The organism is Pseudalkalibacillus salsuginis, assembly GCF_021646685.1.
Classification (GTDB): Bacteria; Bacillota; Bacilli; order Bacillales; family Fictibacillaceae; genus Pseudalkalibacillus; species Pseudalkalibacillus salsuginis.
In genome coordinates, this window is sequence record NZ_JAKJHW010000006.1 from 198,171 (window position 1) to 217,784 (window position 19,614).

Consider the following 19,614-nt stretch of genomic DNA (forward strand, 5'->3'; position numbering starts at 1 on the left):
CTCCCTTCGTGTTTTCAGAATCCCTTTCAATGATAAGCTTGAATTTAATAGTCCCCCGTTTGGATTATCAATATAACTTCCCTTGTCGGAACAGTACAGTAGAAAGCTTCATGACAGCATGGATATAGCAATTTTGTCTCAATGGGAAAGGATCTCCGAAAAACTGCGGCAGGATCGTATCCATTGTATTCTGCATCTTGTCAAATAACAGCTTGAATACCTGTTCTTCCCTGTAAAATTGCGTTTCCCGACCTTGTACCCATTCAAAATAGGAGACGATGACCCCCCCGGCATTTGCAAGGATATCCGGTATGATGATGACGCCTTTATCAGCTAAATAATCATCGGCCTCTGTAGTCACCGGGGCATTGGCTCCTTCGACGATGATTTTCGCTTTTATCTGGGTCATATTGTCTTTATGGACCTGATCCTCAAGAGCTGCAAGGACAAGTACATCGACATCAAGGTATAGGACCTTCTCACGGTCGAGAAGCTCTGCCTTTATTTCTAATCCATCAAGTTCTTCTTCAGTCATAGGGAGTTCCCCATTATTATTAGCAGTATAATCCACAAGGGCTGGAATATTCAATCCGTCTTCGTTATATAATGTCACATTGCGGTCACTGACAGCAACAACCCGATTTTTCAAGTGTGCACATTGGAAAGCTTCAAGCGCTGCAATCGAACCTACATTACCAAACCCTTGAACAGCCATCTTCAATGGACGATTACTATGATCCAATGCGGTTTGCGCAAAAGGATTCTCCTGTGCACCGAGCCATTCCTTATGGTCCTCAAGGAAGTCCGACATCATGTAACGGTAGGTGAAATATACCCCTTTACCTGTCGCTTCTTTCCTTCCTAATGAGCCTCCATTGATGATGCTTTTTCCTGTGAAGCTTCCACGGTATGGAGTTCCAGGGCGGATGCTTTTATACTCGGCCATCATCCAATCCATTTCCTTGTCCCCAGTCCCCATATCAGGTGCCGGAATATCTTTATCCGGTCCTAAAATGTCACTGAAATAGTGGACATATTTTTTACATATCTGGTGAAGTTCTTTGACGGTAAAGTCTCTCGGATCGATGATGACCCCGCCTTTGCCACCCCCGAATGGGACTTCATGTAGAGCATTCTTCAATGTCATGAGTGAAGCAAGATTCGTGACTTCATCTTCATTTACAGATTCATGGAATCGGATCCCACCTTTATAGGGACCAAGTGTATTGTTGTGTTGTACTCTGAATGCAGGGATCCGAATAACTTTTCCATTCTCTAAAGCAATCCGCAAAAACGATTTATGTATATGATTCGGTGTTGATAGAATCGCGGTAAGAGAAGTAAAAGCTAGCTTTCGATCCTGTTCTCTCAAATCTGGTAAAAAGGACTCGTCTTCTAATAGTGCATCAAGTGAATGTTGGACAATCGAACCGTTTTGACCTGCCATACCTAAAAACCTCCCAATTGAACATGTGTATTTAAAGTATAACAATTTTTTCCCGTAAACTGAAAAGATAAAACACTTCATATATAGGATGGTCGAACTGGGCTCCAAAAACACCTTTGAAATAAATCCTCCATTTTACATAGTTTTTAAATTTTGTTATTACATCCTTTTTCCTCATTATATCCTAGGTCAAATGTAATACGATTTACTTACAGAAAAATCAAAATAATTCTAAAAAGCAACAAAATTTGAGGGAGGAAAAGGAATGAAAAAGAAACATGTTGTCGCATCTGCCGTATTAGCAACCAGTATGTTGTTGACATCCATAGGGGGAGCCAGCGGTGCTGAGCCAGGAAAGAAGCTCCAACAAGCGAAAAACCCTGATTTTGCACCTGCTATGGTCAACAAAGACGATAATAAACTGTTCGATAATCTTGAATCGATGCTCAGTGAAAAGCAAGCTTCAGATAAGATAGGAGTGATTGTCCGGTTCGATGACTCGATGGCGAATCAAAAAGCACATGAAGCAATCATGAATAAAGTCGGAAAGTTCAACACGAAATTTACATTCGACAAGGCGATCAATGGTGTAGCGGCAACGATGACGAAAAAGCAAATCCAACAATTGGAGAATCTTCCTTTCGTCAAATCAGTTGAATATGATGCGCCAGTCAAAGCGTTTAATGGAACGGCAAATACATGGTTCGGTACAGAAAAAGCTAGAGCGGATTACGGATTTACTGGGGATGGCGATGGAAATACCGCTTCTTATTCAAAGGATGACCAGGTCGTAGCTGTGATTGATACCGGAATCGATGCGAGCCACGTTGATCTTGATGAAGGAAAAGTTATCGGGTGGAAAGACTTTGTGAATAATCGTACGACTCCTTACGACGATCAAGGACACGGAACCCACGTAGCGAGTACAGTGGCCGGTGATGGCGATGGAAATCCGACACATAAAGGTGTTGCTCCAGGCGCCGCCTTGGTCGGTGTCAAAGTGTTGGATAGCCTTGGAAGCGGCAGTATGAGTAACGTTACTGCAGGTATTGAATGGGCTGTGGAAAATAAGGATGTGTACGGTATTGAAGTATTAAGCTTGAGTTTAGGAACTTCAGCCAGCTCTGATGGAACGGATTCAACCTCCCAGGCAGTCAATCAGGCAGTTGACGCTGGATTGGTCGTAACAGTGGCAGCAGGGAATTCTGGTCCGAGCAAGAAAACGGTCGGATCCCCAGGTGCAGCTGAAAAGGCGATTACTGTAGGGGCTGGGGCAGATGTCGGTGAAGGAGGCTTTTTCCTGGCAGATTTCTCAAGCAGGGGAGAAACGGCTGATGGACGTATAAAGCCTGATATTATCGCACCAGGATATAACCTGACTGCGGCTGAAGCAAACAGCGGCAATGGCTATGTAACGTATTCAGGCACCAGTATGGCAACACCATTCACTGCTGGTACGATTGCATTGATGCTTGAAGCGAATTCCGCTCTGACCCCGAGCCAGGTTAGAAATGTTCTAGCAGATACAGCTGAAGATTGGGGTCCAGCAGGTAAGGATGTCGATTATGGACATGGCCGTTTGGACGGTTTTGCAGCAATCAGTGATGCTGGTAACCTATCAGGTACAAACATCGCTACTCCTAACCATTTTGCAGAGCAAAACTCTTTAGGTGGAAGCGGAGCAGCTGATACGTACCAATTCACTGTCGACAACACGAACTATCCTTCGGCAGTGACTTTGATCATCCCAGATTGGCAGCCTGGATTCTTATGGTGGGGAAGCACTCCTGACTTTGATGTCTATCTCTACAATCCATCAGGTCAACAGGTTGCAAAGTCAGAAGGCACGGAACGTCAGGAAACGATCACGTTCAAACCGACAACAACAGGAACTTACACCCTTAAAGTTTCTTCTTATTCCGGAAACGGTTCCTACTATCTAGACTTGAGTGCAGGCACGAATGGATTGAACCTTACTTCAAATCAATAATCCAAAAAATGCTTGTAGTTGAATAAACAAAATAGGAAGAGGCTGCCACTAATAAATGGCAGCCCTTTTTAAGTCGAAACACACATTATTTCCCAGGTAATTCTCGGATCGTGTCGAAACTTCGATTCTATGACACATCTGCTGTTTTTCTGTTCCTATATCGTTGTAGCAAATGAGTTTTAAGTTCGATCATCGGTTGGGCAAGTGTGATGATCGGCTTGGATGCCAGAATCAATGTGACGATCGCTGCCAGAATTAATAGGACAAAATAGTTTCCTGACTCACCTATTAGGTCATAAAACGGTGAGAGTTCGAACAACTTCACGATGAACCCATGTAACAAGTATACATAAAGCGTTCTTGTTCCAAGATGTGTAAAAAACATTTTCCTTCTAGGAACTAAAGTCATGAAACTGAATGTAGCAAGAGCCATCAATCCATACATCAATAGACGGATAAACCACGCTTGCCCTAATTCAACCCCTAATTCCTCATAAGAAGATGAAGCAAGCAGCCAATCTTTCGCTTCCTGCGGGAAAAAGAAGTAATAGCTTACAAACATGCCGATTAATATCGTGCCTGCTGCAATTCGTATTTCAGGACGCAGGATTTTAGTGAAGTGTTCTTTTTTCAACAGGTAACCGCCAAGGAATACCGGGAAGAATACAAAGGTTCTCGATAAACTGAAGTATGTTCCGATATCTTGGATATAACCTGCAAAAATACCGATAGTCAATGCCACAGCCATCATTATTGCTGGATGCTTCAGCTTGATGAATAGAAGGAGTAATATATTCCAAAGTACCATACTCAATAAGAACCAGAGAGTCCAGTATGGGTCGAATAGAGTTAATGTTTCCTTTCCATTCCAGATTCTATGAAGAACGAAATAAATAAACTGGAAAATGAAATATGGAATCAAAATGTTTCTGAAAATCTTTTTCAAATAGCCTTTCTTCATAATGCTCTTCGAAAAGAATCCACCGATAAGGATGAATGCAGGCATATGGAAGGTGTAGATAAAGTTATATACTGTGTATAGGGCTTCACTATCACCTTTGTGTGGACTGATGAAGTGTCCAAATACAACAAGAAAAATTAGTATGAATTTAGCATTATCAAAATAGGATTCACGTTTCTTACTCATAGCAAGGGCCCCCAAGATGCAAAATTATTTTTCTAGAATACATACTAAAAAGAAGTATGTGATAAATTATCATACCCCTTCAATTTTCGAATGAATCGGATGTCATATAATTAATTCGGATTTGTCATATGTTTCTGTAGGTGTGTAAAACGATTTTAATAGACGTGAAATCAATGTAACAAACGTAATGGAGGTGAGGGATACTATGAAAGAAACTTATTTTGAAATACTATTAGAAGGACCGTTTTCTTTTGATCACACATTTCGAAGGCATCATCGCACGACAGATACATTAAAACCAATGGTCATTCTTCCAGAGACCAGCAGGTTCATAAAGTGGATCTACCTGGGAGACATGCCATTCTTATTGGATGCAGAAATCAAGAAAAAGGGCGACAAGGTTTATATTGTTCATAATACTGAAGACAATCATGAAAATCACTCCTTGAAAAAATATTTAACAAGGATGTTCGGTATTGAGAATTCTTTGCTTGAATTCTATGAGACCTTCAAAGACAATGAAAAAATAGCCATGTTGATTCATGAATTCCATGGCATGAGAGTTCTGTCAAACCCTGACCTGTTTGAGGTAATGGTCGATACGATCATAGGTCAGCAAATCAATCTAACTTTCGCGGCTACCTTGAAAGAACGGCTCATTCGTCTTGCTGGGCAGATCAAAAACTTTGAGGGATTCGACCTTTACCTATTCCCGCGACCGGTAACTATTGCACAATTGGAATATGATCAGCTTCGCGAGCTTTCATTCAGTCAAAGGAAAGCAGAATACATCATTGACTTTGCAAGAAAAATCGTAAACGGGAACATAGATTTAGAGCGGTTGTGGACGGATTCGAACGATGAAATCATCAATGAATTGCTTCCATACAGAGGAATTGGGAAGTGGACGATCGAATGTTTAATGTTATTCGGATTGAATCGTCCAGACGTATTACCTGCTGCAGACATCGGGTTGCGTAATGCGGTAAGGCGGATTTACCAATTGGACTTGCAGCCAAGACCAGAAGAAATACGATTTTTGGCAGAAAATGATGATTGGAGGCCATGGGAAGGCTATATTACTTTCTACATGTGGCAATATCTGAACAAGGATACAAATAAAAAAGAGTTGACCTGATCCAGGCCAACTCTTACCTATATTAGTTTAGGATGGTTACTTCTACTGATTGTTTTCCGAAGTTTACAGCATCTTGTTCAGATTGCACGTACAAATCAATCTTATTACCGTCGATCGCTCCACCAGTATCACCTGCTACTGCACGTCCATATCCTTCAACGTATACCTCAGTTCCCAAAGGGATGACATCAGGATCTACCGCCACTACTTTCTGATCCGGATTTGCATTCAAATCAATGCCTGTAGCTGTTATACCTGAGCAACCATCACAGTTTGATGTATATGCTGTCGCTTCCATCGTGAGTGTTTGTTGTTCTTCATCCGCTGTAGCTTGTTTGGTTTCTGTCGGTTCAGATGCTTCTTTATTAGGTGCCTCTGCTTCAGCATCTTTTTGTACTGATTTTTTCAGATCAAACAATGCGGCTTTTGTTTCAGGACCTGCAATACCATCAACTTGCAAGCCATTGCTTTCTTGATACTTGGTGACAGCTTTTTCAGTCAACGGACCGAAAACACCATCAACTTCATAAGTATAAAGCTTCAATTCAGCCAAATGTTTTTGTAAGTGTTCAACCGCTTTACCACGGTCTCCTCGTTCAATAAGTTCTGTCGCCTTATCCAATACTTTTGCAGTTTCTTTATCTAAAGTTCCGGTCGGATTAAGGCTATAAGCTTTTTGGAAGTCTTCCACACCTTTTTGGGTGATGTCACCGAAGTAACCGGTTGTTTTATCGTAGTCGAAAAATCCTAGTTCTTTCAGGTCCTCTTGAAGTATATGAACATCCTCATGCCACATTTGCTTTTTTAACGGCGTTTCAAGATCCGCCGCTTGGGTTGCTGTTGGTGCAAGCATGGCTGAACCTGCTATCGCAACAGTCAATGCTGCCTTTTTGAACATATAGAAGTTCCCTCCTTTGGAAATAGGACGGTTTTTTGACGTCCTAATTGGACATTCTACTAGGCCATTATGACATGAAGATAAAAATGGATTTACAATGTGATTACGATTAAAATACAGCGGAAGGGCTTGATTGTCATAATCACGGAAATAAAGTAAAATCCTTTATATTTAAAAGTGGATACATCAGACAGACAACTGTGGATTCTTGGTTGATTTCTTTACCGTTTTAATCACTGTGAAAAAATAATGTTAAATCAGAACTAGGGGGTTGTCCTGATGAGTTTTAGACGACCATCAAAGTTGGTTATGATCCTTTCTCTGCTAGTTATCGTCATCGTTGGAATCGGTGGATGGACAAGCATGTATCTGCTAAATAAGGCAAATGAAAGCTCTGAAACGCTTGCAGATGCGAAAAGCAATGGCGAAATCCGTGTCGTCGACCATGATGCAATATTCGTAGATGGAAACAAAGAAGAGGAGTTTTCTAGAGAAGTAGCAAAAATGCATGCTTATTTCAATAAGCTGTTGGGTTGGGGGGCTTGGAGGACATTTGAGCCGAAAAGCAAGGATGAAGAACTGGAATCACAACTCGAGTATATCAATGATATTCTTTTGCCTGAGACTTCTGGTTCTTTAGCTGTCGACATGGAACGTGCTGCAAAAGGAATTGAAAAAGCCCTGGAAACAAATACCACAGAAGAAATGTTCATTACACATCGTATTTTTCATGATCTTGATGTGGTTATGAACGATAATGTAGCAGAGGATTATTGGGGTGCGACTGCCACGTATGGGAAATAGTGATACATTGGGGGTGTGATTTTCCTCTGCTGTCATCCTGCTTTCTGTGTTAAAGTAGTAAGTGGAAGGACGGGATGTACAAGATGTTTAAAGTGTTACTTGTTTCGATTCTCATCATCATATTCGTTTTGGTTATTTTCGTCATAGCGATTACAAAGGGTTATTCCTATAAACATACAATCGATCCATTAGAAAACAACCCAAACCTTGATGGAAAAGAAAAAAACGATCACCAATCAAACCAATAAATGAACAATTCCATAATTATCCTTACTGAGAGGTTGGCTGTATAATGCAGTCAACCTTTTGTTTATTCGTACAAGCAATATCTGCGTATCAGAATATATTGCTTATAGGGGATGATATTCTATTGAAAGTGGTGAAAATGATTATGAGAATTGTTATTGATCCTGGGCATGGAGGATCCGATCCAGGTGCTATCTATAAACAGTACAGAGAAAAGGATTTTAATTTGAAAGTATCACTTCTTGTCCGAGATTATTTGCAAGTGTCATATGATGCCGAAATCCTGATGACAAGATCGTCTGATAAAACAATGGCTTTAAAAGAAAGAACAGATTTTGCAAATGCAAGGAACGCTGACTTTTTCTGTTCCATCCATTATAATGCAGCTGGTGGCAGAGGATTCGAAAGTTACATTTATAATGGCACTGTGCCAGAAAGTACAAAACAAATCCAAAATGTCGTTCATAAAGAATATATGTTTACAGCAAGAAAGTATGGTGTCATTGATCGCGGGCAAAAGAGGGCGAACTTCTATGTATTGCGAAATACTAAAATGAATGCATTGTTGCTTGAGGTTTTATTCGTAGACAATGAACAGGATCTTAAATTGATATTGAACGATCAATTTGTCCGTGATGTGTCAAAAGCGATCGCTACTGGTATCGCAAAAGCGTTGAATTTGAAAGCTAAACCGGCACCCATTCCTGGCGTCTTATATAAAGTGATCGCTGGATCCTTTAAAGAGGAAGAGAACGCAAAAGAACGAGTACTCTTTCTTGAGCGTAATAAAGTGGATTCTTTCATCTACCCGATTACCATTGACGGCACAAAATACTACAGGGTACAAGCAGGTGCTTTTTCAGAAAAAGAAAATGCTGATGAGAGAGTGACAGCATTAAAACGTATCGGCATAGCGGATGCATTCATCGTCACAGAAGGGACAAGTGTACCAGCCCCGCCACCTGAACCAGTCAAAGGTTTTACTATTCTTGGATCAAGCGTAGTAACAGCAGGAAACCTGCAAGCATTCGTTAAGCGGGTCAATCCGAATGCACCAAATTTAGCATCTCTTTATCTTGAAATTGGGAAGAAATATGGAATACGCGGAGATGCAGCTTACGCTCAGGCGGTCCATGAAACGAATTATTTCAGGTATACGGGTGTGGTGAAACCGGAGCAAAACAACTACGCTGGTATCGGAGCGACCGGTCCGGATGAGCCTGGGGCTTCCTTCGAGACACCACATGAGGGGGTTACTGCCCATATCCAACACTTGTATGCTTACGCTTCAAAAGCGGGCCTCCCTGAAGGTGAAAAGCTTGTCGATCCCCGTTTTCATCTCGTCACACGAGGATCTGCACCGACATGGGTTGCCTTAAATGGAAAATGGGCTGTACCAGGTACAAATTATGGACAACTGATCCTCAATATTTATGAGAGAATGATCGATCTTGAAATGGAACTGATCAATATACAACTTGATCGGTTGGAAAAAACAAAGCAACAGCTTGACTAGAAAGCTCCTGATATGGAGCTTTTTTAAAAGGATAAGAAAGTATAAATTCGATGAAGTGATGTCCAGCTCCAACGCCCAACCACTTGGATCACTTCAGACCTCCTGCGGCGGCGACAGCCTCCTCGTCGGGCTTCCAGTGCCCTTCGCGGTTGATCAGGGCGTCTGCGCTTTTCTTGATGTCCAGCTCCAACGCCCAACCACTTGGATCACTTCAGACCTCCTGCGGCGGCTACAGCCTCCTCGTCGGACTTCCAGTGACCTTCATGGTTAACCAGGGCGTTTAGCTTTTCTTGATGGTGTTGGAAAGCGGTATACGGAAGAAGATAATGAACATGAGCTGGAAACTAATTTGTGGAGCAAAATAGTGGTACAATGAAAAAAGATTTATTTCTGATTCCGAAATAAATTCTATGAAGTTCCAAACAGATTAGGATGAACAACCATGAAGAATTGGCGTAAGAGCGCCCGGTTTCTGTGGCTTTGTAATTTCATTGTCGTTGCTGCCATGACAATGATTTTGCCATTCCTCCCATTGTTTTTAGAGGAATTAGGTGTGACAGGCAGCCAAGCCCTCAGTAATTGGACTGGAGCTGTATTTTCTGCTGCATTTTTATCAGGAGCAATCATGGCGCCGGTATGGGGGATTTTTGCTGACAAATATGGTCAGAAAGCAAACTTGATCCGTGCCGGAATCGGCATGGGTGTCATAACCTTTTCGATGTCTTTCGCAAACGGGCCATGGATGTTATTGGCTCTTCGGTTTTTTATGGGCTTCTTTTCAGGATTCATAACCGTATCCTTTTCTTATTTATCGAGAATCACTCCGAAAGAACATACTGGCAGTGCATTAGGATTCTTACAGACAGGGGGCATCTCTGGGGGGATCATCGGACCCTTGATAGGCGGGGCACTCTCAGATTTTTTCGGGTTTCGTCCAGTATTTGCTATTACAGGGATCAGTATCTTGATGACATTGACGCTCGTCATTTTCTTTATACCTAAAGATGAACCGATGCAGGTTGAGAAAGGGGAACAAGGAACGTTCTTGGATGTCCTTCGTAATAAACAACTGCTGATTCTGTTCATTGCAACCTTCCTATTACAAGCAGCGATGTTAAGTACAAATTCAATGATGACGATCTTTGTGAAGACCTTCGTCCATGACCCGGAAAATTTAGCGCTTCTTGCTGGATTTGCAGCCTCCATCCTTGGGATTGCCACGATCATCGGCTCACCATACCTCGGTAAGCTTGGTGACCGGATCGGTCATATCAAGATGCTTCCCGCTGTCATGCTGTTCAGCGGTTTATTGTTCTTTCCCCAATTATGGACAGACAATATCTATGAATTGTATATATGGCGTTTTCTGCAAGGATTGATATTAGGAGGTGTCTGGCCTACGATCCAGACATTGATCTATAAAAAGACACCACCCGATATACAGGGAAGAGCTTTCGGTGTAACCGCCAGCTGCCGTTTTCTTGGTAATTTGATAGGTCCGATCGTCGGTGGTTGGATTTCAGGAAGCTTTATGACTGCTTATGTATTTGGATTTGCGGGTGCTCTTTTGGTGGTCGGAAGCGGACTGGTGAAATGGGGCGTACAAAAAAACTGACCCGAGGAATTTAAGAGGACATCCATTCCGTTATTCAGGTAAAAGCCTAATGATTTCCAATGGGTTTTACCAAATAAGGTCTCTGGTGTCCTCTATCATTGTAAAGAGTGGGGTGGAATGAATCGAATAAGGTCTCCTGTGTCCGCAGGAAATTACGATTCATCCTCCAATTTATTCAATAGTTTGTGTGAATGTCGTTTCGATTGGCGGCTTGGAAGTCACTTTGAATTTCACTTTATATGTTCCCGGCTCGAGTTCAGGAAGATCAACTTCGAAGGTTTTCGTCTGGCCAGGTTCCATCGTGATCGTTTTCAAGGCTTGTGTGAACATCTTATCCTCTCCCCAATGGAAGACTTGTTTTCCATCCTGATCGGTAATCCACATATCATATTGTTGACCGCTTGAAAACTGAAGTTCTTGTGTGCTTCCTGTTTCGTTCTTAAGCTCGACTACAGCTTTATTTTTTGTGAATGAAACGACATTGAGCTTGAATTCATCTGCCACACTATCATTCCCTTCAGAATTTCTATCTTCTTTATCTTCATTTGCTTGGCCATTTGTCGGTTGGGAGTCTGGTTCTTCAGGTTGATTACTTGTCCCGCATGCAGTTAGGAGAAGGATTAAAAAGACTGCAGCAAGTCGATACATGGTGATTCCTCCTTTTCCGGACATTTCATAGGTGTCCTGAAATCGTATTTGTAGTATAGACGTAATGGCAGCAGTCTATGTTTCATCCGTTTCAGGCTATTGGTCAGATTGAAAATGCATTTTTGTTTTTCGATTGTTCATGATCGTTCTTTCAACTGTGCAGCAGGAGTTCAATCTGCAGCTGATAATGGTTTTGTTTCACCATTCATCCAAGAGTGTGATTCTTTATCTCTATAGTATCCTAGACTAGCCATTATGGCAATTTCAGGTCCATAAAAAGGAGGCTGACACGACAAAGGTCAGCCTCCACTCTGCTATCAATTTATTACTTTGCATGTAAACGGCGGATTCGTTCATCAAGATCCGGGTGAGTAGAAAAGAGCATTCTTTTCTTTTTGCCGCCACTGATTTTCATTGTTGCGAGTGCTTCTTGACGAGTATCGACTCGGTTGACATGTGCCCGTAATGATTCAAGGGCATGGATCATCTTATCTTTACCAGCTAAGTCAGCACCGCCTCTGTCTGCGTGGAATTCACGGTAACGGGAGTACGCCATGACAACGATACTTCCTAAGATTGAAAACGCAATTTGGAACACGATGATGGCAAGGAAGTGTACTAAAGCAGCTTTATTTTCATCAACAAGCTGTGACACTGCCCATGCTGCGATTCTGGATAAGAATACGACGAATGTATTGATGACGCCTTGCAACAAAGTCATCGTTACCATATCACCATTGGCGATGTGCGCGACTTCGTGTGCCAATACGCCTTCAACTGCATCATTATCCATGTTTTGTAATAAACCGCTTGAAACGGCTACGAGTGAACGACGCTTAGATGGACCAGTCGCAAATGCGTTCACTTCCGGAGAGTTATAAATACCGACTTCTGGCATTTTCGCCAATCCTGCTGCTCGTGAAAGACGGTGTACTCGATCGACAAGGTCTTGCTCATATGAAGAAAGGGGACCGTCAGGGTTGATCACCTTGACACCCATCATTTTTTTAGCCATCCAACGGGAAATTGCAAGCGATATGAATGAACCACTGAAACCGACGACAGCACTGAACACCAGCAATTGCCCCAACATGATGTTGTTGCCCTCGATGTAATTGTTTACACCTAACAACGACAAGACGATCATGATGGTAGTAAGGACTAGAATGTTTGTCAGGATAAACAGAAAAATTCTCTTTGCCATTTTCCATACCTCATTTCAAGTTCATTTGAACTTAATTATGAGAATAGTATAAATGACCCTTCAGGATTTTTCAAGATAATAGTCCTGAAATTTTATGAGAATTTTTTGAAAATCCTTACATAAAGAAATTGACGTACCTATCGTTTATCTCGTATGATAAGTTCAAATGACCATGTTCAATGAGGTGAAAAAATGCCTTCTTTTAAACTTACCCGTCATCAAATGGCAGAACTGCTCATATCCATAAACTCTGATCAAGGGAAAACCCCTTTGGATGTATTGAAAAAGGTTTGGCTTGATACAAAAAGTTCTAATGAAAAGGGCGTACTGGAATCTTCGCTTCCGGCAATCTTTGAGAAGATCATCAAAGGACCTAACCACAATAAAGGATTTTCCATTAATGAAATTGTTTCTCTCGGTAATCAGATCGAACATAGCAGCTTTTCGACAAGCGCTGTACAGAATTGGGTAAAGAGGGATGTACGTAATTTGATCGGTTCACCTCAGAAGGGTAAGAAATACTCTATCGAACAAGCCGCGATTCTTTTTATCGTCGAGGATCTTAAAAGCACGCTTGACTTCCTCTCCATACGGAATATGCTTACTCTCATTTTTAATGATATAGAGGACCGACATGACGATTTGATCGGCCCCATTGATTTTTACTATACTTACTCGGCAATTTTTGAAGAGCTTGACTTGAATAATGACCATGTAGTAGATGTGGATTTCCGAGTGAAACAGGGGACGAAAGCGGAAATGCTGGTTTTTCAAAAGGCGGAGAATAAGATTAAGTGCTTGGATAGGTTGGACAATAAAGAACTTTCTATAGTAAAAAATGCATTGGTCATCGCAACCTTGTCCATCCAGACATCCTATTTCCAATCAGTATCACGTCAATTTCTGAATACGACTTTATTTTTATGAAAATAAATCAATCAAGAAGTGTCCGCTCCAACATGTGGGGGTATCGGGCACTTTTTTCTTAAAAGATAAGAAAGAATAAAAATTTTGTTTCGATGAAGGGATGTCCAGCTCCACCGCCCAACCACTTGGATCACTTCAGTCCTCCTGCGGCGGCCGACACATTGATTTAGTTCGAAGTGTTTGCCCACGCAGAACCGAACTATGTTTGGTTCGAGCCTCCTGGTTGGACTTCCAGTGACCTTCGTGGCTGACCAGGGCGTTTACGCTTTTCTTATGAGTCAAGTCTTCTTATATGCAAAATCGCAATAATGGTGTAAAATTTCACTAAATAAACCGAATGTTTCCATATTTGTTTTTTAAATGAATATCATAACTTAGAAATGAGAGGGGGAGCGAGATGAACGAACGAAAATGGCTGGAAAAGGAAGGTTCAAAATGGATGGAGAAAGGGATGATCGAAAGGGAACAACTCGAGGGAATCTTGTCATTATATGAAAAAAAGAACAAAAACCTATTACCGATCTTGGGAAGTATATTAATAGGACTTGGTGTTCTGACTTTTGTTGCTTCCAATTGGTCGAATATGAGTGATGTCTTCAGGCTAACCATCATTTGTGGAGCACTTATAGGATTTCAACTGATTGGATTTCATCTCGTCGAAAAGGGATCGAGGACACTTGGGACAGCATTGATAGGAATAGGTATCATCATCTTCGGGGCTGGGATCTTTTTGACAGCACAAATGTTTCACATCGTTTCTTACAATGCTGCAGCTTTTATTTTTTGGATGTTGGTTGCTTTGTTATTTTACATGATGCTCCCGAACAAGTATTTTTATCTTTTGTCATTGGTGATCGGAACGGCTGGTCTGCTTTATAGTGCCTTGTCTTTTCAAGTGTTCAGCTTTTCATTAGCATTTCTTGTTGTTGTTGCTGCTGGATATGTGACATTTAAAGAGGATCATCCACTTTTCTATTATTTTTATTCAATTACTTATACGATTACAGGTATTACATTCTTAGTCGCTTATGATCTGACGTATATATGGATGACGGTCATATTTCTTCTCCTTTATGGAATCAGTGAGTGGACCAGAAGTGAGAAGGGGCAGCTTGCCTTTAAGAACATAAGCATCCTCGGGAGTTTAGCTGTCATTTTCGTTCATGTTTTCTTTTTAGGAGAGCTGATCCATTATGAAGAAGATATCCTCTCGAATGACTTGTTATACTTTATCATTCTGATAGGAATTGGAGCTCTAATCGGATGGAATAAAATTCGAAGGAACATTCAGTCCAATTGGGTTGATTTTGCTTTATTCTTACCTCTGTTCTTGTTCGGTGATATCGGTGATGTTCTCTATTTGTTGTTGGCATTCGGTTATTCATTATTCATTTTGATTCAAGGCTATCAATTGGAGGAATCGGATCGAATCAATCGCGGGACATTTTTGTTCCTGATCAGTACTCTTGTTGCCTATATCCAATTAGCATGGAATTTCTTGCCGAAGTCGATGTTCTTCTTAGCCGGGGGGATATTGCTCTTCATACTAAGCTGGCTACTTGAACGAAGACGGAGAAAATGGGTACACAAAACAAAAGGAGGTCAATCATAATGCGGAAAAAATGGCTGTATATTTTGATTGCCCTTCAGGTATTGTTTTTGATTGGGATCGCTGCAACACATTATATGACTTTGAAATTTGGTGAACAGGTCGTCTTGAAAACTGAACCGATTGATCCCCGGGACATTTTTTATGGAGATTATGTTACCTTGAATTATGATATATCCACTTTATCACTCGATTTATTGCAAGATGACGGGATTGACGAGAGGGAGAGGGTATATGTGATCCTCCATAAATCAGGTGATGTTCATGAGGCAAAAAGTGTACACAGTCAAAAGCCCAAAACTGAACATGGAGAAATCGTACTTAAAGGAAAAGTACGGTGGGTAGATGATTACTCTGGCATAGTGATGATCGATTATGGAATTGAACGGTTTTATGTTGAAGAAGGAACCGGAAAAGCACTTGAAGATGAGCGCCCTGATAAAATAAGCGTACGGGTTTCCCCATGGGGAAATGTCGTAATTAAGGAACTTTTGTCAAATGAAAGGTAATTGAAAAATAGTTTTTGGGTTACGGTACTGTGTGTGATATACTTGTCATAATCCAGCGGGAAGGAGACATATATTGTCAAAAATTAACGTTTTTTTAGACGATGTCCGTCCATGTCCCGACAATTATATTTTAGCTACAGACATTGAACAATGTATCAAATTGTTGAAAGAAAAAAATATTCAGCATCTTTCCTTGGACCATGATTTAGAAAACAAGTATCGGAATGGGTATATGCTTGTTGAATACATGGTAAAACATAAATTATTCGCAGAGACCATTACGGTCCATTCCGCTAACGCTGGTGCTGGCAAGCGAATGTTTTTGTTTCTGAAAGATGCACAAGACCGGTTTCTCATCCCGGAAGATGTAAAAATTTTTTATCAACCATTACCGATTAGACTAAATAAAGCGAACTAGTATCCCTCATTGGGATACTCAAGGCTGTCGAGGGAATACTCGACAGCCTTTTGTCATGCTTTACAATCGGAGAGAATTCCGATAATATGGTAGTAATAACCAATGAGAGGGTGTTCACTTCGAGATGATGACGAGATCTGTTGTGCTTTTAATTGTAGTGGCTTGATAACGGGAGAAGTATGCCCATTTTTAGAACAAAGCCATCACAAGACAACAGATTGACATCCTCGAAACCCCTTATCGGCATAGTGTATACCGAAAGGATCTTGGGCTGTTACCATACATAGTGTTAGTCACAACCAACACAACATTCTGGTCAAAACCACGCTTTTTCTCCAAATGTTGTCAGGGTTGATGAGACACTTAGTGGTCAGTCGCAGAAGAAGCAGGGTGTTCAAGCACCTTGCTTTTTTGTATTTAATCGGATTTAGTGAAACAGGTTTGCCCGAATTTTCATGATTCGAAAAAGAGGAGAGTTATCGTCCAAGTCTTGTGTGGTGGTCCATATCAATAAAGAAAGAGGGAACGATAGTGAGTATTTTACATGTAAAAGGACTGACACACGGTTATGGTGATCGAACATTATTCAATCAAATCGAGTTCAGATTACTGGATAGAGAACATGTTGGGCTAGTCGGCGCTAATGGCAGCGGGAAGTCTACCTTATTGAAGCTGCTCATAGGAGAGATTGTACCCGATGGAGGCGTAATTGATCGCCATCCGGGCATTGAAATCGGTTACTTGGAGCAATATCCCGATTTTAATGAAGGCGAAACAATCCGGACATACTTGCAAGGCGCCTTTTCAAAGCTTTATGAATATGAGCGGGAAATGATCGACATCACCCGACGATTATCCAGCCAGGAAAATCCACATCTAGAAAAGGATCTGGAAAGACTCGGGAACATTCAGGGTACGTTAGATACTCATCAATTTTATACTATAGATGCGATAATTGATGAGGTAGCAGGAGGACTCGGAATATCAGCATTAGGTATGACAACGGAAACCGGTCAATTAAGCGGGGGACAACGGACAAAGCTCATGCTTGCAAAACTGTTGTTAAGCAAGCCGGATATCTTATTGATGGATGAACCGACGAATTACCTGGATGATGTCCATATTGCCTGGCTGCAAAAGTACCTGCTGAATTATCCCAATGCCTTCGTTCTGATCTCACATGATACATCCTTCATGAATGAGGTCGTGAATGTGGTCTATCATTTGGAGCATCAGAAACTAACACGATATGTCGGTAATTACGATGCTTTTACTGAAGCGTATGAGTTGCGGAAAAGGCAAACCTATCAAGCCTATGTCAGGCAGCAGAAGGAGATTGATAAGCTGGAGGATTACATCCGCCGTAACAAAGCGAGAGCTTCGACAGCCAAACAGGCGAAGAGCCGTGAAAAGAAGCTCGAAAAAATCGAGCGTATTGAAAAGCCGATTAACCAGCCAGTACCAAGGTTCAAGTTTGAGGTATGCAGAGAACCGAATCCAGAAGTTCTGGTCGCGAGAGGACTACAGGTCGGATATGATAGGCCTTTGTTCAATGGAATCGATTTGACGGTCAAAAAGGAAAGGAAAATCGCGATTACCGGGTACAATGGTATCGGAAAATCGACGACGATCCAATCGCTGCTCGGGTTCATTGAACCACTAGGCGGAGAAGTGGAAATCGGAAGCTTTGTAAGACCTGTTTATCTTGAGCAAGAAATCACGTTTTCACGTACTGAGTCGGCTCTGCAACATGTTTGGTCCCAGTTTCCATCCATGGAGGAGAAAGAAGTTCGGAAACGGTTGGCAAGGAGCGGGTTAAGAAACGAGCATATTTATCAGCCGCTCAACACATTGAGCGGAGGCGAACAGACGAAGGTCAGGCTTTGTGTGTTGATGATGAAAGAAAGCAATTTTCTGGTGTTGGATGAACCGACGAATCATCTGGATGTACGAGCGAAGGAAGCATTGAAGGAAGCCCTTGGGAAATATAAAGGGACAGTCCTCATTGTGTCGCATGAACCCGAATTTTACGAAGATTGGATTACAGATATTTGGAACGTAGAAGAGTGGATGAAATAGGGGAAGGGAAGACTTCGGTTTTTGGCCGAAGTCTTTTTTATAAGTGTAAATTTATACAATTTATTGGTTGAATTCCAGAAAATATTGGTAAACAAGTAGATTTTATTGGTAAAGTGCCAAGAAATATCGGTAAAATGCAGCACTCCGATATTAAATCAATTTTTCCGTTTTATCAGGTGAAAGACGTCAAGGTCATGCGCAAGTTCTGTGTTGTTGAATACACGCACCGCACTTTCTAGCAATTCTTCTGAGCGCTCATAGTATCTTGAACTGATGTGATTGAGAATCAGGCGTTTTGCATTTGCTTGTTTTGCAATTTCGGCAGCCTGTATCGTAGTCGAGTGAAAATAGTCGATTGCTTGTTCTTCCATCCCTTCCGCAAAGGTTGCCTCATGTATCAGAAGATCTGAATTTTGCGCAAGCTGTACTGTCTTTTTGGAGGGGCGGGTATCTCCGCAAATCGTTACCACTCTGCCAGGCTGTGCCTCATCGATAAAGTCCGCCCCATGTAAGGTCCGTCCATCATCCATTGTGACTGTTTCGCCTTCCTTCAGTTTTTGATAGACAGGTCCAGGTGGAACCTTTATTTCTTTCAGCTTTTCAACAAGTAATCGGCCAGGTTGTAAAGGTTCTGTTATCCGGATGCCGAATGAAGGGATCACATGTTCAAGTAGAGCAGCCTCTATTTTATAGCCCTCATCATTTTCAGTGTACCCATCATCATACTCTACGATCTCGAGAGGATACTTCAGATAGGTCCGGCTCGTTTCCAATGCCACTGTCACAAATTCGTGGATTCCTTTTGGACCATACACTGTCAATGGGTTTTCTCCACCCTGGAAAGAACGGCTGCCTAAAACACCAGGAAGGCCATAGAGATGATCGCCATGCATATGAGAAATGAATATTTTCGATATTTGCCATAACTTCAGGTTTGTATGCAAGATTTGGTGCTGGGTAGACTCCCCACAATCGAACAGCCATACATCACCTTCACGATTTGTCATGAATCGCAGCGCAAGGGATGAGACATTCCGACCTTTAGAAGGGATACCTGCCCCTGTTCCCAGAAAATGTATTTCCATACCTTTCATCCTTTCAATGATAGTATATACCATCTGTTCACCATCCTAAAGCGTTGATTCCATTCAGGCCCTAGATGGAGAGGAAACCAACCTCTTGTTCTGTATGACGAGAATTTACTTCCGAGTTGTAGAAGATTGTTATCAAAATCAATCATATGAGGGTTCTGATGTAAAAGTTGAGGTCGATTTAAATGTCGGAGTCGGAGAGGTGATCATTGAACATGCTTGATGATCAGAAAAGCCCTTTACAATAAATGGGTCTTTTTACCGTTGTTATTTTCCTGATTTTGAATCCAACACTTGATTACTAGTTTTTATTTGAAGATTCTTCAAA

General features: G+C 41.5%; 17 protein-coding genes. 11 read left to right on the forward strand and 6 right to left on the reverse strand.

Going from position 1 to position 19,614, the window contains the following annotated elements; all coding sequences use genetic code 11:
- Positions 1–67 precede the first annotated feature (67 nt).
- Entirely contained in the window at positions 68–1,447 is a 1,380-nt protein-coding gene (locus tag L1611_RS15640; RefSeq protein ID WP_236314646.1) for a Glu/Leu/Phe/Val family dehydrogenase, read from the reverse strand.
- 265 nt (positions 1,448–1,712) lie between these two features.
- Here L1611_RS15640 and L1611_RS15645 point away from each other — a divergent pair, with 265 nt between their 5' ends.
- Positions 1,713–3,437, forward strand: coding sequence for a S8 family serine peptidase (locus L1611_RS15645; protein WP_236314647.1), 1,725 nt, complete (start codon positions 1,713–1,715; stop codon positions 3,435–3,437).
- A gap of 127 nt (positions 3,438–3,564) precedes the next feature.
- Here L1611_RS15645 and L1611_RS15650 read toward each other — a convergent pair whose 3' ends face one another.
- Positions 3,565–4,584 (reverse strand): acyltransferase family protein, encoded by a 1,020-nt coding sequence (locus L1611_RS15650; RefSeq protein WP_236314648.1) that lies wholly within the window; start codon positions 4,582–4,584, stop codon positions 3,565–3,567.
- Positions 4,585–4,789: 205 nt separating this feature from the next.
- On the opposite strand from L1611_RS15650, the gene L1611_RS15655 reads away from it, so the two are divergent.
- Positions 4,790–5,722, forward strand: coding sequence for a DNA-3-methyladenine glycosylase family protein (locus tag L1611_RS15655; protein ID WP_236314649.1), 933 nt, complete (start codon positions 4,790–4,792; stop codon positions 5,720–5,722).
- Positions 5,723–5,744: 22 nt separating this feature from the next.
- Here L1611_RS15655 and L1611_RS15660 read toward each other — a convergent pair whose 3' ends face one another.
- Positions 5,745–6,620 carry a peptidoglycan-binding protein gene (locus tag L1611_RS15660; RefSeq protein WP_236314650.1) on the reverse strand — a complete coding sequence of 292 codons (876 nt, stop codon included), beginning with the start codon at positions 6,618–6,620 and terminating at the stop codon, positions 5,745–5,747.
- Positions 6,621–6,899: 279 nt separating this feature from the next.
- On the opposite strand from L1611_RS15660, the gene L1611_RS15665 reads away from it, so the two are divergent.
- The 4 genes from L1611_RS15665 to L1611_RS15680 all read left to right on the forward strand — a co-directional run bounded on the left by L1611_RS15665 (position 6,900) and on the right by L1611_RS15680 (position 10,801).
- Entirely contained in the window at positions 6,900–7,424 is a 525-nt protein-coding gene (locus L1611_RS15665; protein WP_236314651.1) for a hypothetical protein, read from the forward strand.
- A gap of 83 nt (positions 7,425–7,507) precedes the next feature.
- Positions 7,508–7,672, forward strand: a complete 165-nt coding sequence (gene ytzI / locus L1611_RS15670; RefSeq protein WP_236314652.1) for a YtzI protein — start codon at positions 7,508–7,510, stop codon at positions 7,670–7,672.
- A 143-nt stretch (positions 7,673–7,815) separates the two neighbouring features.
- The gene (locus L1611_RS15675; protein ID WP_236314653.1) at positions 7,816–9,186 is read left to right on the forward strand and encodes an N-acetylmuramoyl-L-alanine amidase; all 1,371 of its coding nucleotides are present in this window, start codon (positions 7,816–7,818) and stop codon (positions 9,184–9,186) included.
- Positions 9,187–9,628: 442 nt separating this feature from the next.
- Positions 9,629–10,801, forward strand: a complete 1,173-nt coding sequence (locus tag L1611_RS15680) for an MFS transporter (protein WP_236314654.1) — start codon at positions 9,629–9,631, stop codon at positions 10,799–10,801.
- A gap of 171 nt (positions 10,802–10,972) precedes the next feature.
- Here L1611_RS15680 and L1611_RS15685 read toward each other — a convergent pair whose 3' ends face one another.
- Both L1611_RS15685 and htpX read right to left on the reverse strand, forming a co-directional pair.
- Positions 10,973–11,449 carry a BsuPI-related putative proteinase inhibitor gene (locus tag L1611_RS15685; RefSeq protein ID WP_236314655.1) on the reverse strand — a complete coding sequence of 159 codons (477 nt, stop codon included), beginning with the start codon at positions 11,447–11,449 and terminating at the stop codon, positions 10,973–10,975.
- Between the two features lie 325 nt (positions 11,450–11,774).
- Positions 11,775–12,653 (reverse strand): protease HtpX, encoded by an 879-nt coding sequence (gene htpX / locus L1611_RS15690; RefSeq protein WP_236314656.1) that lies wholly within the window; start codon positions 12,651–12,653, stop codon positions 11,775–11,777.
- Positions 12,654–12,845: 192 nt separating this feature from the next.
- Here htpX and L1611_RS15695 point away from each other — a divergent pair, with 192 nt between their 5' ends.
- From L1611_RS15695 to L1611_RS15715, 5 genes are all read left to right on the forward strand, one after another.
- Positions 12,846–13,580: a DUF1836 domain-containing protein gene (locus L1611_RS15695; protein WP_236314657.1), complete on the forward strand. Its 735-nt coding sequence runs from the start codon at positions 12,846–12,848 to the stop codon at positions 13,578–13,580.
- Between the two features lie 397 nt (positions 13,581–13,977).
- Positions 13,978–15,192: a DUF2157 domain-containing protein gene (locus tag L1611_RS15700; RefSeq protein ID WP_236314658.1), complete on the forward strand. Its 1,215-nt coding sequence runs from the start codon at positions 13,978–13,980 to the stop codon at positions 15,190–15,192.
- A complete protein-coding gene (locus L1611_RS15705) occupies positions 15,192–15,698 on the forward strand; it encodes a GDYXXLXY domain-containing protein (RefSeq protein ID WP_236314659.1) in 507 nt (168 codons plus the stop codon). The genes L1611_RS15700 and L1611_RS15705 overlap by 1 nt, the downstream gene beginning before the upstream one ends.
- A gap of 73 nt (positions 15,699–15,771) precedes the next feature.
- Positions 15,772–16,116, forward strand: a complete 345-nt coding sequence (locus L1611_RS15710; RefSeq protein ID WP_236314660.1) for a cyclic-phosphate processing receiver domain-containing protein — start codon at positions 15,772–15,774, stop codon at positions 16,114–16,116.
- A 531-nt stretch (positions 16,117–16,647) separates the two neighbouring features.
- Positions 16,648–18,195: an ABC-F family ATP-binding cassette domain-containing protein gene (locus tag L1611_RS15715; protein ID WP_236314661.1), complete on the forward strand. Its 1,548-nt coding sequence runs from the start codon at positions 16,648–16,650 to the stop codon at positions 18,193–18,195.
- A gap of 155 nt (positions 18,196–18,350) precedes the next feature.
- Here L1611_RS15715 and rnz read toward each other — a convergent pair whose 3' ends face one another.
- Positions 18,351–19,280, reverse strand: a complete 930-nt coding sequence (gene rnz / locus L1611_RS15720; protein ID WP_236314662.1) for a ribonuclease Z — start codon at positions 19,278–19,280, stop codon at positions 18,351–18,353.
- Positions 19,281–19,614: the final 334 nt, after the last annotated feature.

Coding starts and splice junctions, on each gene's coding strand:
- L1611_RS15640 (WP_236314646.1), bottom strand. CDS start 1,447: ATGGCAGGTCAAAACGGTTCGATTGTCCAACATTCACTTGATGCACTA.
- L1611_RS15645 (WP_236314647.1), top strand. CDS start 1,713: ATGAAAAAGAAACATGTTGTCGCATCTGCCGTATTAGCAACCAGTATG.
- L1611_RS15650 (WP_236314648.1), bottom strand. CDS start 4,584: ATGAGTAAGAAACGTGAATCCTATTTTGATAATGCTAAATTCATACTA.
- L1611_RS15655 (WP_236314649.1), top strand. CDS start 4,790: ATGAAAGAAACTTATTTTGAAATACTATTAGAAGGACCGTTTTCTTTT.
- L1611_RS15660 (WP_236314650.1), bottom strand. CDS start 6,620: ATGTTCAAAAAGGCAGCATTGACTGTTGCGATAGCAGGTTCAGCCATG.
- L1611_RS15665 (WP_236314651.1), top strand. CDS start 6,900: ATGAGTTTTAGACGACCATCAAAGTTGGTTATGATCCTTTCTCTGCTA.
- ytzI (WP_236314652.1), top strand. CDS start 7,508: ATGTTTAAAGTGTTACTTGTTTCGATTCTCATCATCATATTCGTTTTG.
- L1611_RS15675 (WP_236314653.1), top strand. CDS start 7,816: ATGAGAATTGTTATTGATCCTGGGCATGGAGGATCCGATCCAGGTGCT.
- L1611_RS15680 (WP_236314654.1), top strand. CDS start 9,629: ATGAAGAATTGGCGTAAGAGCGCCCGGTTTCTGTGGCTTTGTAATTTC.
- L1611_RS15685 (WP_236314655.1), bottom strand. CDS start 11,449: ATGTATCGACTTGCTGCAGTCTTTTTAATCCTTCTCCTAACTGCATGC.
- htpX (WP_236314656.1), bottom strand. CDS start 12,653: ATGGCAAAGAGAATTTTTCTGTTTATCCTGACAAACATTCTAGTCCTT.
- L1611_RS15695 (WP_236314657.1), top strand. CDS start 12,846: ATGCCTTCTTTTAAACTTACCCGTCATCAAATGGCAGAACTGCTCATA.
- L1611_RS15700 (WP_236314658.1), top strand. CDS start 13,978: ATGAACGAACGAAAATGGCTGGAAAAGGAAGGTTCAAAATGGATGGAG.
- L1611_RS15705 (WP_236314659.1), top strand. CDS start 15,192: ATGCGGAAAAAATGGCTGTATATTTTGATTGCCCTTCAGGTATTGTTT.
- rnz (WP_236314662.1), bottom strand. CDS start 19,280: ATGGAAATACATTTTCTGGGAACAGGGGCAGGTATCCCTTCTAAAGGT.